This window comes from Bradyrhizobium sp. Ken51 (assembly GCF_055807435.1).
This window is the reverse complement of record NZ_JBVVPB010000010.1, coordinates 141,276-155,232: the sequence shown is the minus strand read 5'-3', so window position 1 is coordinate 155,232 and position 13,957 is coordinate 141,276. Positions and strand designations below refer to the sequence as shown.

Annotated in this window: 14 protein-coding genes; 10 read left to right on the top strand and 4 right to left on the bottom strand. The window is 64.0% G+C overall.

Going from position 1 to position 13,957, the window contains the following annotated elements; genetic code table 11:
- Positions 1–69: 69 nt before the first annotated feature.
- A complete protein-coding gene (locus AC0L27_RS18860; protein ID WP_473305299.1) occupies positions 70–2,763 on the top strand; it encodes a bifunctional acetate--CoA ligase family protein/GNAT family N-acetyltransferase in 2,694 nt (897 codons plus the stop codon).
- Positions 2,764–2,772: 9 nt separating this feature from the next.
- Here AC0L27_RS18860 and AC0L27_RS18855 read toward each other — a convergent pair whose 3' ends face one another.
- Together AC0L27_RS18855 and AC0L27_RS18850 are read right to left on the bottom strand one after the other, a co-directional pair.
- On the bottom strand, positions 2,773–3,261 hold the full coding sequence (locus AC0L27_RS18855) for a phage holin family protein (protein WP_473305301.1): 489 nt from the start codon (positions 3,259–3,261) through the stop codon (positions 2,773–2,775).
- Positions 3,262–3,537 (bottom strand): hypothetical protein, encoded by a 276-nt coding sequence (locus AC0L27_RS18850; protein ID WP_275169822.1) that lies wholly within the window; start codon positions 3,535–3,537, stop codon positions 3,262–3,264.
- Positions 3,538–3,713: 176 nt separating this feature from the next.
- Between AC0L27_RS18850 and AC0L27_RS18845 the strand changes: the two genes are divergently transcribed.
- Genes AC0L27_RS18845 through AC0L27_RS18835 form a run of 3 tightly spaced genes read left to right on the top strand, consistent with a single transcriptional unit; the run spans position 3,714 to position 6,727 of the window.
- A complete protein-coding gene (locus AC0L27_RS18845) occupies positions 3,714–4,850 on the top strand; it encodes an ABC transporter permease (protein ID WP_473305307.1) in 1,137 nt (378 codons plus the stop codon).
- 2 nt (positions 4,851–4,852) lie between these two features.
- Positions 4,853–5,620 carry an ABC transporter ATP-binding protein gene (locus AC0L27_RS18840; RefSeq protein ID WP_473305309.1) on the top strand — a complete coding sequence of 256 codons (768 nt, stop codon included), beginning with the start codon at positions 4,853–4,855 and terminating at the stop codon, positions 5,618–5,620.
- Between the two features lie 3 nt (positions 5,621–5,623).
- Positions 5,624–6,727, top strand: a complete 1,104-nt coding sequence (locus AC0L27_RS18835) for an ABC-type transport auxiliary lipoprotein family protein (protein ID WP_473319972.1) — start codon at positions 5,624–5,626, stop codon at positions 6,725–6,727.
- Between the two features lie 6 nt (positions 6,728–6,733).
- On the opposite strand, the gene AC0L27_RS18830 is transcribed toward AC0L27_RS18835, so the two are convergent.
- A complete protein-coding gene (locus tag AC0L27_RS18830; protein WP_473305315.1) occupies positions 6,734–7,054 on the bottom strand; it encodes a c-type cytochrome in 321 nt (106 codons plus the stop codon).
- 148 nt (positions 7,055–7,202) lie between these two features.
- On the opposite strand from AC0L27_RS18830, the gene AC0L27_RS18825 reads away from it, so the two are divergent.
- Both AC0L27_RS18825 and AC0L27_RS18820 read left to right on the top strand, forming a co-directional pair.
- Positions 7,203–7,913 (top strand): helix-turn-helix domain-containing protein, encoded by a 711-nt coding sequence (locus AC0L27_RS18825; RefSeq protein ID WP_473319970.1) that lies wholly within the window; start codon positions 7,203–7,205, stop codon positions 7,911–7,913.
- Between the two features lie 498 nt (positions 7,914–8,411).
- On the top strand, positions 8,412–9,140 hold the full coding sequence (locus tag AC0L27_RS18820) for a Crp/Fnr family transcriptional regulator (RefSeq protein ID WP_275169828.1): 729 nt from the start codon (positions 8,412–8,414) through the stop codon (positions 9,138–9,140).
- On the opposite strand, the gene AC0L27_RS18815 is transcribed toward AC0L27_RS18820, so the two are convergent.
- Positions 9,137–9,913, bottom strand: a complete 777-nt coding sequence (locus tag AC0L27_RS18815; RefSeq protein WP_275169829.1) for a cyclase family protein — start codon at positions 9,911–9,913, stop codon at positions 9,137–9,139. The genes AC0L27_RS18820 and AC0L27_RS18815 overlap by 4 nt on opposite strands.
- A gap of 321 nt (positions 9,914–10,234) precedes the next feature.
- Here AC0L27_RS18815 and AC0L27_RS18810 point away from each other — a divergent pair, with 321 nt between their 5' ends.
- From AC0L27_RS18810 to AC0L27_RS18795, 4 genes are all read left to right on the top strand, one after another.
- Positions 10,235–11,206 carry a TRAP transporter substrate-binding protein gene (locus AC0L27_RS18810; RefSeq protein ID WP_473319968.1) on the top strand — a complete coding sequence of 324 codons (972 nt, stop codon included), beginning with the start codon at positions 10,235–10,237 and terminating at the stop codon, positions 11,204–11,206.
- A gap of 86 nt (positions 11,207–11,292) precedes the next feature.
- Positions 11,293–11,841, top strand: a complete 549-nt coding sequence (locus tag AC0L27_RS18805; RefSeq protein WP_354254746.1) for a TRAP transporter small permease — start codon at positions 11,293–11,295, stop codon at positions 11,839–11,841.
- On the top strand, positions 11,832–13,124 hold the full coding sequence (locus tag AC0L27_RS18800) for a TRAP transporter large permease (protein ID WP_473319966.1): 1,293 nt from the start codon (positions 11,832–11,834) through the stop codon (positions 13,122–13,124). The genes AC0L27_RS18805 and AC0L27_RS18800 overlap by 10 nt, the downstream gene beginning before the upstream one ends.
- A 23-nt stretch (positions 13,125–13,147) precedes the next feature.
- Positions 13,148–13,954 carry an SDR family NAD(P)-dependent oxidoreductase gene (locus tag AC0L27_RS18795; RefSeq protein WP_473319964.1) on the top strand — a complete coding sequence of 269 codons (807 nt, stop codon included), beginning with the start codon at positions 13,148–13,150 and terminating at the stop codon, positions 13,952–13,954.
- The last annotated feature ends 3 nt before the right edge of the window (positions 13,955–13,957 follow it).

The following is a 13,957-nucleotide window of genomic DNA, read 5'->3' as shown; positions in this document are numbered from 1 at the left end:
CGGGTCGCCAGTTTATCGGGCTTGATCGTCAACCATCGGAACCGCCACCGACCGGGCGCATTTGTTTTCATGTCAACCTATCGTCTGAAGAACCTGCTGTCGCCGCGTTCGGTCGCGCTCGTCGGTGCGAGCGCCCGCCCGGTCTCCGTTGGACGCGCCGTTCTCGAGAACATCCGCAAGGCTGGATTCACGGGACAGTTCGGCCTCGTCAATCCGCGCCATGCCGAGATCGGCGGCGTCGCGGCCGTGGACAGCCTCGACAAGTTGTCGTTCGTGCCGGAGCTTGTGGTCATCACCGCGCCGGCGCGCGCGGTTCCCGGCATTGTCGATCAAGCCGGGCGACGCGGCTCGGCGGGCGCCCTGATCGTCTCGGCCGGGCTCGGTCACGGACCGGGGTCCCTCCACGAGGCCGCCATCGCTGCGGCCCGCAAATACGGGATGCGGCTGATCGGGCCGAATTGCTTGGGCATCATGATGCCCGGCGTGAGCCTGAATGCGAGTTTTGCCGCGCACATGCCGGGGCCGGGGAATCTCGCGCTGATCTCGCAATCGGGCGCGATCGCGGCCGGCATGGTCGATTGGGCCGCACAGCGCGGCGTCGGCTTCTCCGGCATCGTCTCGATCGGCGATCAAATCGACGTCGATATTGCCGATCTGCTCGATTATTTCGCGATGGATCACAAGACCCGCGCGATCCTGCTCTACATCGAAGCCATCAAGGACGCGCGCAAGTTCATGTCGGCCGCGCGCGCCGCGGCGCGGGTGAAGCCGGTGGTCGTGGTGAAGTCCGGCCGAATGGCGCAGGGCGCGAAGGCGGCCGCCACCCATACCGGTGCACTCGCGGGCGCCGACGCCGTCTATGACGCGGCGTTCCGCCGCGCGGGCGTCCTGCGGGTCTCCGATCTGCGCGAGCTGTTCGATTGCGCCGAGACGCTCGGCCGCGTCGAGTCGCCGGCAGGAAAGCGCCTCGCCATCCTGACCAATGGCGGCGGCATCGGTGTCCTCGCTATTGACCGCCTGGTCGAGCTCGGCGGCATTCCGGCCACCATCTCGGCGGACGCTCGCAAGAAACTCGATGACGTGCTGCCGCCGACCTGGTCCGGCGCAAATCCCGTCGACATCGTGGGCGACGCCGATGCGGCGCGCTACGCGGCGGCGCTCGAGGTGCTGCTCGCCGATCCCGACAACGACGCGGTCCTCGTCCTCAACGTGCAGACCGCGATCGCCTCGGCTGCCGACATCGCCACGGCCGTGACGGAGCTCGTCGGCAAGTACCGCGAGCAGCACCGCCGATGGGCGAAGCCCGTGCTGGCCGCCTGGGTCGGAGCCGATCAGAACATCGTTCAGGCACTCTCTGGCGCGGGCATCCCGAACTATCCGACCGAGGATGACGCCGTGCGCGGTTTCATGCACCTGGTCCGGCACCGCGAAGTGGTGGAGGAACTGAGCCAGGTTCCACCCGCGATGCCCGATACTTTCGTGCCAGACGCACGTGCCGCGAAGCAGATCGTAGCTGCGGCCATCGCAGACGGCCGCCAGTGGCTCGAACCCGTCGAGATCAAGCACCTGCTCGAAGCGTACGATATCGCGATGGTGCCCACATACGCCGCGGCCGATGTCGAGCAGGCGGTCGCCTACGCGAAAGACATCTTTGCGCAAGGTGCCACCGTCGTGCTGAAGATCATGTCGCGCGATATCGTCCATAAATCCGATGTCGGTGGCGTCGTGCTCAATTTGACGACGGTCGAGGCGGTACGCGCCGCCGCCACCGATATTCTCGCCCGCGCGAGGAAGCTGCGTCCGCAAGCCCGCATTGAGGGCGTCATCGTGCAGGCGATGGTTGTCAAGGCGAAGGCGCGCGAGCTGATCCTGGGCCTCGCCGACGATCCGACCTTCGGCACCGTCGTCGTGTTCGGCCGCGGCGGGACCGCGGTCGAGATCATCAACGACAAGGCGCTTGCGCTACCGCCGCTCGATCTGCAACTGGCCCGCGACCTGATCGACCGCACGCGCGTGTCACGACTGCTTCGCGCTTACCGGGACGTGCCGGCGGTGAAGCCCGACGCCGTCGCCATGGTCCTGGTCAAGCTGGCGCAGATGGCCGCCGACATTCCCGAGATCCGCGAATTCGACATCAATCCGCTGCTCGCGGACGAAACCGGCGTGACCGCGGTCGATGCTCGCGTCGCGGTCGGGCCGCCGCAACGGAAGTTTGCCGGCTCCGGCGCCGCCAACTTCGCCGTTCGGGCCTATCCGTCGCAATGGGAGCGCCACCTCAAGCTCAAGGAGGGCTGGCGGATCTTCGCGCGGCCTCTGCGTCCGGAGGACGAGCCGACCATCCACGCATTCCTGAAGCATGTCACGTCGCACGACCTTCGTCTGCGCTTCTTCGCGCCGATGAAGGAGTTCACCCACGAGTTCATCGCGCGCCTGACCCAGCTCGACTACGCGCGGGCGATGGCATTTATCGCATTCGACGAGGCGACCGGTGAGATGGTTGGCGTGGTCCGACTCCATTCGGACTCGATCTACGAGAGCGGCGAATATGCGATCCTGCTGCGGTCCGATCTCAAAGGCAAGGGACTGGGATGGGCACTAATGCAGTTGATCATCGATTACGCGAGATCGGAGGGTCTCAAAGCGATCTCAGGTGATGTTCTCAGGGAGAACACCACGATGCTCGAAATGTGCCGGCAGCTCGGCTTCGAGGTGAAGCCGGATCCGGCCGAGCCGGATCTTTGCGACGTCAGGCTGAAGCTTTGAGCGCGCCCGTCAGGAGCGCGCTTCAGCCGGATTTGCGGCAGGGGACTCCTTGGCCGTTCTCCGCAAAGTCTTGATCAGAACCGCAATCAGCGGCACCAGCACGGGCAACATCGTGCTGAGCGGATGGTGCACGGCGCCCGACACCTGGGCCTGGAATGTGCGTGCCTCGAGCTGAAGAGCTTCGATGGATGCGCCGTGAATCTCGTTGGCGAGTTCGATGTCGCGACCCGAAGGCGGCCGGCCGGCAATCACGAAGAGAATTGCTGCGATGGCAAAATTGACGGCGCCGAGGATGGCCGCCGCGCCAATGGCACTCCAGATCTGCACCAGTGCGAAATAGGCGGACAGCTCCAGCATCAGCAGCCCGAACGCGGCGATCAGCGCCGCAAAGGCGCGCAAGCCGAGGCCGATCAGCAGGTGGCGCAGCCTGATGTCCGCGATAATCCTGTCGGTACGCCAGAGCACACGCAAATGCTTGACGACATTTTCCGTGTTCACCTAGTGCCTCCGCAGCATGAAGCCGACGACCACGCCGAGCGCGAAAGCCGAAGCAAGTGATGTGATCGGGCGGTCCGCAATGAGGCCCTGAAGCTGCTCCTGGTCCGCGTCAACGGTCTCGCCGAGCTCGGCGAGCGCGGCCTTGATCTGATCGGCAAGAGCCTCCGCGCGGGCTTTCGAACTGTCGAACATCTCCTCGCCGGCCGTGCTCAGCAAGCGTGTGACGTCAACCTTCAGCGTGCGCAGTTCTTCGCTCATCCTGTCGCTGTCGAACATGGATCTGATTTCCCCGTTGAATGGAATCAAACCTAGGACCCGCCGGCGCGAGCGCGCTTGATTTGCGTCAAGGAGGCAGACGCGCCGTGGTCTTGAGACAGGTCAAACCGGCTGCCACATGCTGGCCTAGAATGACCGGCTGAATGGGGACCCGGTTGTCCCGATGAGGTGGAAGCGTGAACTCCGAACCGCTGTTGCTGGCAACGCCCTCCGGCGAAGAGCTGAAATTGTGCCCGGAAGGGCCGTGGATTGCCGCGAACGTGTCGATGCTGGAGACGTTGTCCCGGTCGGTCGGGGCGGATGTCGATCGATCCAGAACCGTGACGCTGGACATGTCAGGCGTCAGCGCGCTCGACACGCTCGGCGCCTGGGTCTTGGAAAAGCTGTCGCGCAGGGCCTCATCATCCGGTCAATCGGCCGAGTTTATCGGTGTCGCCGACCATTTCAGTGGCCTGATGGACGAGGTGCGTCAGGTCAACCGCCACACGCCAGCGCCGACGCCTGCACCCAACCCTGTCCTGCTCAGACTGAACGATCTCGGCAAGTCCACGGTCGGCGCGCGCGAAGACGTCACGATCTTTCTTCAAATGCTGGGCGCGTTGTTCATGGCCGTGATTGGCGTGCTGCGCCGGCCGCGCTCGCTGCGGCTGACATCGCTGATCTATCAGCTCTACCGCATCGGCTGGCAGGCCATCCCCATCGTCGTGCTGATCACCTTCCTGATCGGCGCCATCATCGCCCAGCAGGGATTTTTCCATTTCCGCAGGTTCGGCGCGGAATCCTACACCGTCGACATGGTCGGCATCCTGGTGTTGCGCGAGCTCGGCGTGCTGATCGTCGCCATCATGGTCGCCGGCCGCTCGGGAAGCGCCTACACCGCCGAGCTCGGCTCGATGAAGATGCGCGAGGAGATCGATGCGCTCTCGACCATGGGCCTCGATCCCGTCCACGTCCTGATCCTGCCGCGGGTTGTGGCCCTGGTCATTGCGCTGCCGATCCTTGCTTTCATCGGGTCGATCGCCGCACTCTATGGCGGCGGCCTGGTCGCGCAGTTTTACGGCGGCATGGCGCCGGCGATCTACATCGCGCGGCTGCATGAGGCGATCTCGGTCGCCCATTTCGAGGTGGGCATCCTGAAGGCGCCGTTCATGGCGCTGGTGATCGGAGTAGTCGCTTGCAGCGAGGGCTTGCGCGTGAAGGGCAGCGCCGAGTCGCTGGGTCGACAGACCACGACGTCGGTGGTCAAGTCGATCTTCCTGGTGATCGTGCTCGACGGCCTGTTCGCGATCTTCTTCGCCTCGATCGGAATGTGATCATGAGCGAATCGCAAGAGCAGTTCGCGATCCGCGTTCGCGACCTCGTGGTCGGCTTCGGCCGGCAGACCGTGCTCGATCATCTGTCGCTCGACGTGCGCCGCGGTGAGATCCTCGGACTCGTGGGGGCGTCCGGCGGCGGCAAGTCGGTCCTGATGCGAACCATCATCGGCCTCATCCCGCGCCAAGGCGGGAGCATCGAGGTCACGGGACGGCCAATCGGTGGCCGCACCGAAGGCGCGGCCACGACATGGGGCATTCTGTTCCAGCAGGGCGCGCTGTTCTCCTCGCTGACGGTCCGGCAGAACATCCAGTTTCCGCTCCGTGAAAATCTCGTCCTGTCGCAGGAGCTGATGGACGAGATCGCGATCGCCAAGCTCGAAATGGTCGGGCTGCGGGCGCAGGATGCCGATAAATATCCGGCGGAGCTATCCGGCGGCATGACCAAGCGCGTCGCGCTGGCGCGCGCGCTCGCGCTCGATCCGCCGATCCTCTTCCTGGACGAGCCGACCTCAGGCCTCGATCCGATCGCGGCGGGTGATTTCGATGCGCTGATCGGGACACTGCAAAAGACCCTCGGCCTCACCGTGTTCATGGTCACCCATGATCTGGCGAGCCTGACCACGGTCTGCGACCGTGTCGCTGCTCTCGCCGACGGCAAGATCGTGGCGATCGGTCCGATGCGCGAACTGCTGCAATCCGAGCATCCCTGGGTGCGCGCCTATTTCCATGGCAAGCGCTCGCAGATGCTGCAACACGAGATGAGATGAGACATGGAAACCCGCGCTCCCTACGTGCTGATCGGCAGTTTCGTCCTTGCGGCGATCCTCGCGGTGTTCGGCTTCGTCTATTGGCTGAACAACACCGGCGGCATCGGGCCGCGCACGAGCTATCACGTGCAATTCCAGGGCCCGGTGCCCGGTCTTCTGGTCGGCGCCGGCGTGCTGTTCAACGGCATCCGCGTCGGCGAGGTCACCCAGCTCGGGCTTGCGCCGGACAATCCGCGCTTCGTCAATGCGACGATATCGGTTGCTTCAACCACGCCGGTGCGCGCCGACAGCAGGGTCGGGCTCGATTTCCAGGGGCTGACCGGGGTGCCGGTGGTGACGCTGGAGGGGGGCGTCATGGTCACCAAATCCGGCGAGCCCCTGACCCTGATTGCCGAGGCGGGTGCGGGCCAGAGCATGACGCAGGCCGCGCGCGATGCATTGCGGCGGGTCGACACCGTGCTGGAGGACAATTCGGGCCCGCTAAAGGACACCGTCGCCAATCTCAAGACCTTCTCGGAGGGACTTGCGCGCAACACCGGCAAGATTGACGGCATTCTGGCGGGCCTGGAGAAGATGACCGGTGGCGGAACGCCGGCGCAGAAAGTCACCTATGACCTGCGCACGCCGCAGAACCTCGGTCCGGCCGGCAAGACGCTCTCGGCGTCACTGGCCATTCCCGAGCCAACAGCGGTCGCCATGCTCCAGACCCAGCGCATGCTGTTCGCGCCCGGCGGCGATAATCCGGGCTTTGCGGACTTCCTCTGGGCCGACAGCATTCCCAAGCTGGTGCAGGCGCGGTTGATCGACAGTTTCGAGAATTACGACATCGCCCACGCGCCATTGCGCACGGCCGATCTCGGGCAGGCGGACTATCAGCTGCTGATCGACATCAGGCGCTTCCGCATTGCCACGGAGGGGGAGACACGGGTCGAGATCGGACTGTCGGCACGGATCGTCGACAAGAACGGCAAGGTGATTGCCTCGCGTCTTGTCGAGACCAGCGAAAAGCTCGACAAGGTCGAGCCGGGCCTAGCGGTCGCAGCGTTCGATACGGCCTTCACGCGCATCGCGAAGGAGCTGATCGGCTGGACGGTGCAGGCGGTGTGACGCCGGCTATTCCAGGGTCTTGAGGTAGGACAGCAGATCGTGGATCTGGTCCGGACTGAGCTCGAAGGCCGGCATGTCGGCGTGGCCGGTGTTGATGCCCTCGGCCAGCGCCTCCCCAAGGCTCTCGATGGGATAACGCTGGTGCAGGGCCCGCAGCGGCGGTGCGACTTTGAGCGGACTGTTCGACGCTCGGTCGATCGCGTGGCAGCGCGCGCAATTGGCTCGCGCGAAGGCCTTGCCGCGTTGTTCGGCGGTCGGGGCCGCCAGGGCAGGCGGCGTCATCAGAAGCAACCCGATCAACCCGTGACGCAGCGTTCCTTGCAGCATTTAAAGTGACCCCGTTTAAGTCTGGGAGAAGAATAGGGCGGGGATTCCCTCCAAAATTGATCTGGGTCAACCGGCTTTGGCGCAGTGCAGTAAAATGCAGCCGCGCGGCGGAATGGGCCTGATGGGCAGCCGGCGCTTGGAGCGGTCGATGAAGCCCGTAGTCACGATTGAGCCGAACTGGCAGCTCTGCAGCGATTGCGCCGTCCGCGCATCGGCGGTTTGTTCGTCGTTGGATGCGGTCGAGCTTCGGGAATTCGAGCATCTCGGTCGGCGCGTCCATTTTTCCTCAGGCGAGACTGTCTTCTCCGAGGAGGACATCACGACCTCGTTCTACAATCTCGTCGAGGGCGTCATGCGGCTGTACAAGCTGCTGACCGACGGCCGCCGGCAGATCGTGGGCTTTGCCTTGCCCGGCGATTTCCTGGGGATGAATGTTTCGGGCAGGCACAATTTTTCGGCCGATGCGATCGGCGCGGTGACCGTATGCCAGTTCGCTAAGGCACCTTTCGGCCGTTTCATCGAGGACCGGCTGCACCTCATCAGGCGGATCAACGAACTGGCAATTCGCGAGCTGAACCAGGCCCGGGACCACATGGTCCTGCTCGGCCGCCGTTCGGCGGACGAAAAGGTTGCTGCCTTTCTGCTCGGCTGGCGCGAGCGGCTGGTCTCGCTGAAGGGGCCGTCGGACACGGTTCCGCTTCCAATGAGCCGCCAGGACATCGCCGACTACCTCGGCCTGACCATCGAGACCGTCAGCCGCACCTTTACCAAGCTGGAGCGCCACGGCGTGATCGAGATCATTCATGGCGGGATCAGCCTGCTCGATCCGGCGAAGGTCGAGGCCTTGGCCGCAGCCTGATTCCGACGCAGCGCGGCTCAATTTTGATCGGGATCAATGCATTCGGCCGCGTGCCCCAAATAATGCCTGAAACCACAGGGGAGGCCATCATGCCGGCTGACGCGTTGCTTATGAGCATCATAGTCGTGGTAATCTTTGTCACATTCGCCGGGGCACTGGTCTGGGCAGACCGGCAGACCAGCGCAAGCCGGCCCGAGTCGGACGTCAAGCCTCGAAGCTCCTGAGATCACGGTCGCATTTTGCGGCACCCGCGGCGCGGGCTATGCCGTGCGAGTTCGGGATGGTTGGCAGCGCCTCAACGCAAGGCGGCTTGCGGCGCTTGCAACTCTGCATCGACTGGGACGCATTGGCTCATCCTTCGGCTGCCGGCTTCGCGCCTGACCGCGGCATTTTCGCCGCGTTTGCCTCAAATGGGGGCGCATGCTTTCCGGTTGAAAAACTGGGCTACACTGACTACGCAGGGACCCCAGTGCCTCGCAGTCTTAGGAGCCCAGTGGCGTGCCTCAGGACAAGACCGGCGACGACCCCCGACAAGCGGCGGGGAATAAATTATCGGTCCTGCGCAAGCACCCGATCTTTGCGGATCTGGAGCCGGAGGCGCTGGATCAGCTTTGCCGTTACGCCAAGCACACCACGGTGAAGCGTGGCGCGACGATCGCCGCCAAGGGCGATCCCGGCAACAATCTGTTCGCGGTGATCACAGGGACGGTGAAGATTTCCTCTTCGTCGCCTGACGGTCGCAACGCCATTCTCAATCTGATCGGTCCTGGAGAGATCTTCGGCGAAATCGCGGTGCTCGACGGCGCCCCCAGGTCGGCCGATGCGACCGCCAACACCAATTGCGAGCTCTACATCATCGATCGCCGGGACTTCCTGCCGTTCGTGAAGAGCCAGCCGGCGCTCGCAATGAAATTCATCGAGCTGCTCTGCGCGCGCCTGCGCTGGACCAGCCAGCAGGTCGAGCAGGTGATCCTGCAAAATCTGCCGGGCCGGCTCGCGAGCGCACTGCTCGGCCTCACCGAAGAGCGCAAGTTCGACTCCGGCAGCGGCACGCTTGTCATCACGCAGCAGGAGATCAGCGAGATGGTGGGGATGACACGCGAGAGCATCAACAAGCAATTGCGTGCCTGGGCGGGCCGCAACTGGGTTCGCCTCGAGCACGGCGCCATTGTCGTGCTCGACATTGATGCCTTGCGCGAACTCGCCGAGAGCGGGCTCGACAGCTAGCTGTCGATGACCGCGACGGCGCGGGTCCAGCCCGCGGAGGCCCGCTCGATTTTCACTGGAAAGCACGAGACGGTGAACCCGGTCGAAGGCAGCTGGCCGAGATTGTGCAGCTTCTCGAGATGGCAATAGCCGATGTGCCGCCCCGCCTTGTGGCCCTCCCAGATCAGGCCGGCATCTTTCGTTTCGGCATATTTCTTCGCGGTGTGGACGAACGGCGCGTCCCAGCTCCAGCCGTCGGTGCCGGTCAGCCGCACGCCGCGTTCGAGCAGATACATGGTGGCCTCATAGCCCATGCCGCAGCCTGAGCTGACATAGTCGGCTTGGCCGAACTTGGCGCCGGCGCCGGTGTTGACGACGACGATCTCCAGCGGCGACAGCGCATGCCCGATCCGCCTCAACTCCTTCTCGATGTCGTCGGCGCTCGCGACATAGCCGTCGGGGAGATGCCGGAAGTCGAGCTTCACGCCGGGCTGAAAGCACCATTCCAGCGGCACTTCGTCGATCGTCCATGACCGTTCGCCGCGATTCATGGTTGGATGGAAGTGCCAGGGCGCATCGAGATGCGTGCCGTTATGGGTCGACAGCGAGACCTGCTCGACGGCCCAGCCCTGGCCGTCCGGCAGGTCCTGTGCCGTGAGGCCGTCGAAGAACTGCAGCATCCGCGGCAGGCCCTGCTGGTGATCGATGTACTGGATCGTCGGGTGATTGCCCGGCGGATCCGCCGTCACGTCGTTTCTGAGCGGCACGGAAATGTCGATCAGCTTCCGCGGCATGGGCATTCCTCGGGATGGTTCGCTTCGTTTTGCAGCATCTTGAGGGGGCCGCACCGGCGGCGTCAAGCAACGCGCATGAACGCTTCCCGCGCCAGACGGTAGATGATTTCGGAAAAACTGGTCGATGAGCCGGTGTCTGCCCAAACCGGGTCGATCCATCGATGCAACTCTAGCATTGATCGATGCCGGATTTGGCTTGGACAGGGAATGCCGCGCGCCCTAGGGACGACGATGGCGCTTGACTTCACACCAGAAGTGGAGCGACCCAAGGCGGCCCGCAGCATCTGCCCAACGACATAATCAATTCAGGAGGAAGCCCAGATGAAGATACTTACCGGCATCATCGCAGCCGCTCTGCTGGCGGTCTCAGCCCCCTTGGCGACCGCACGCGATTTCCGTTCCGCCGACATCCATCCCGCCGATTATCCGACCGTCGAAGCCGTCAAGTTCATGGGCAAGCAGCTCGCCGCGGCGAGCGGCAGCAAGCTTGGCGTGAAGGTGTTTCCCAACGGAGCCTTGGGCTCCGAGAAGGACACCATCGAGCAGCTCAAGATCGGCGCCCTCGACATGATGCGGATCAACGCATCGCCCTTGAACAACTTCGTGCCGGAAACCATCGCGTTGTGCCTGCCCTTCATCTTCCGGGACACGCAGCACATGCGCACCGTCCTTGACGGGCCGATCGGCGACGAGATCCTGGCGGCCATGGCGCCCGCCGGCCTGGTCGGCCTCGCCTATTATGACAGCGGCGCCCGGTCCATTTACACCGTCAAGGCCCCGATCAAGTCGCTCGCGGACCTCAAGGGTCTGAAGATTCGCGTCCAGCAATCCGATCTGTGGGTCGGCATGATCCAGAGCCTCGGGGCCAATCCGACGCCGATGCCCTATGGCGAGGTCTATACCGCTCTCAAGACCGGTCTGGTGGACGCTGCCGAGAACAACTGGCCGTCTTACGAGTCCTCGCGCCACTTCGAGGCCGCCAAGTTCTACAACATCACCGAACACTCTTTGGCGCCCGAAGTTCTCGTGATGTCCAAGACGGTCTGGGACACGCTGAGCAAGGATGACCAGGCGATGGTCCGCAAGGCGGCGAAGGAATCGGTTCCCGTCATGCGCAAGCTCTGGGACGAGCGTGAGCAGGCGTCCCGCAAGACCGTCGAGGCGGCCGGCGTTCAGGTCGTGACGATCGCCAACAAGGCGGAGTTCGTCGACGCGATGAAGCCGGTATACGACAAGTTCGCCGGTGACGAGAAGCTGAAGGGCCTCGTCAAGCGTATCCAGGACACGAAGTAAGACCATTGCGTCGGTCCGGCGTCGCCGATTGGCGACACCGGACCGACGCGTTGGAGGTGCGCAAGGAGACTTGCAAGGAGACTTGGATGACAGACCCTCACGTCGCAGACCACGAACTGGACGTAGCCGGACGCCCGTCCACCGGCTTGCTGTCCCGGATCAATGCTCCTGTCGCTCGGCTGGGCATGTATCTGTCGGTGACCGGGCTGCTCGTGATCGTCACCATCGTCTTCTACCAGGTGTTCGGACGTTATGTGCTCAATTCCAGCCCGACCTGGACGGAGAACCTTGCCTTGGTTCTGATCCTCTATGTTACGCTGATCGGCGCTGCCGTCGGCGTGCGCGATGCCGGGCATATCGGCATGGACAGTTTGCTGGTGATGCTGCCGGATCACGCACGAGAGAAAATCGAGATCATCATCCACGTCCTGGTGGCCGGCTTCGGCCTCGCGATGGCCTATAACGGCTGGATCCTCGGAGCCTCGGTCGGAACCGTGAAGATCCCCAATCTCGGCCTGCCCGAGGTCATCCGCTACGTGCCGCTGATCGCATCTGGTGTCCTGATCGTATCGTTTTCAATCGAGCACATCATCGCTCTGCTGCGCGGCGAAGAGGTCGTCCCCTCATGGAACTAATCATCCTCGGCGCCACTTTCTTCGGCTTCCTGATCCTCGGCGTCCCCGTCGCCTTCGCGATCGGCCTCTCGGCGATTTGCACCATTCTCTACGAAGGCCTGCCGGTCGCCGTCATCTTCCAGCAGATGATGTCGGGGATGAACATCTTCTCCTTCCTCGCCATCCCGTTCTTCGTCTTCAGCGGTGAGCTGATGCTGCATGGCGGCGTTGCCGACAAGATCGTGCAGCTCGCCAAGAATCTCGTCGGACACATCCGCGGTGGGCTGGGCATGTCGAACGTGGTCGCCTGCACGCTGTTCGGCGGCGTGTCCGGCTCGCCTGTCGCCGACGTGTCGGCGATGGGGGCGGTGATGATCCCCATGATGAAGAAGGAAGGTTTCGACACCGACTACGCCGTCAACGTCACCACCCATGCGTCGCTGGTCGGAGCACTGATGCCGACCAGTCACAACATGATCATCTATGCGCTCGCCGCCGGCGGCAAGGTCTCGATCGGCGCGCTGATCGCCGCCGGTCTCCTGCCTGCGCTGGTGCTGATGGTGTGCATGCTGGTTGCCGCTTACGCGGTCGCGGTGAAGCGCGGCTATCCGGCCGGCAAGTTCCCGGGCTGGCCCGCGGTTTTTCGCTCGCTCGCGGCCGCTCTGCCCGGCCTTTTGATCATCGGCATCATCCTGGCGGGTATCTTGTCCGGCGTGTTCACCGCAACCGAATCCGCGGCCGTCGCGGTCACCTATACGATCCTGCTGACGTTCTTCATCTATCGCACGATGACCTGGCCGAACTTCCTGCGCGCCGCGGCCAAGGCGGTGAAGACGACGGGGGTGGTGCTGCTGCTGATCGGCGTCTCCACCATGTTCCAGTATCTGATGGGGCTTTACGAGGTGGCCGACTTCGCCGGCGAGATGATGAGCAAGGTCTCGACGCAACCCTGGGTCATCTTCCTGCTCATCAACGTCATCCTGTTCGTGCTCGGCACGTTCATGGACATGGCTGCGACCATCCTGATCTGCACGCCCATCTTCCTGCCGATCGCGATGAAGGCGGGCATGGATCCGGTGCAGTTCGGCATGCTGATGCTGATCAACTGCGCGCTCGGACTGAACACTCCGCCGGTCGGAACCACGCAGTTCGTGGGCTGCGCCATCGGCGGCATCTCGGTGGGTGCGGTGATGCGCACCATCCTGCCGTTCTATGCCGCCCTGATCGCAGCTCTGATGTTCGTGACCTACGTCCCCGCCTTCTCGCTGTGGCTGCCCCGCCTGCTGATGGGCTACAAGGGATAGCAGCAATACAGGAGAATCTACCCGTGACTGACTATCGCAAGCTCTTCGATCTCACCGGCAAGTCGGCCGTGGTGCTCGGCGCCGCCTCCGGGATCGGCAAGTCGTCGGCCGAGGCGCTGGCCGCGCTCGGCGCCCGTGTCGTCTGCGCCGATCGCGCGCTCGACGCCGCCGAAGCAACCGCCACCGGCATTCGCGAGAAGGGCGGCTGGGCCGAGGCAGCTGCGTGCGACGCGGCTAACGCTGCGGACGTCAATGCGCTGGCCAAGACCGTGATGCAGAAATTCTCGCGGCTCGACATCGCGGTGACGACGCCCGGGCTCAACATCCGCAAGACTATCCTCGACTACACCGAGGAGGATCTCGACCGCGTCCTCAACCTCAACATCAAGGGAACGGTCTGGTTCTTCCAGGCCTTCGGCCGCATTATGGTCGAGCAGAAGGGCGGCAGCATCATTGCCTGTTCCTCGGTGCGGGCGGTGACCATCGAGCCGGGCCTCGGCGTCTACGGCTCGACCAAGGCGGCCATCGGCCTGCTGGTGAAGGGCTTTGCCTCCGAGGTCGGACGCTCCGGCGTGCGCGTCAACGCGATCGCGCCGAGCATCGCCGAGACCGCGCTGACCGGCCCGTTCAAGCAGCGTCCCGATATCTACAATCTCTACGCCGGCCACACCGTGTTCAACCGTTGGAGCAGCGCCGACGAGGTCGCGACAGCCGTCGCCTATCTCGCCTCGGACGCCGCGAGCTATGTCAGCGGCAGCACGCTGTTCGTCGATGGCGGCTGGACCGCAGTCGACGGTCCGCCGACCGGCCTCACCCAGTTGCACACATAGAGC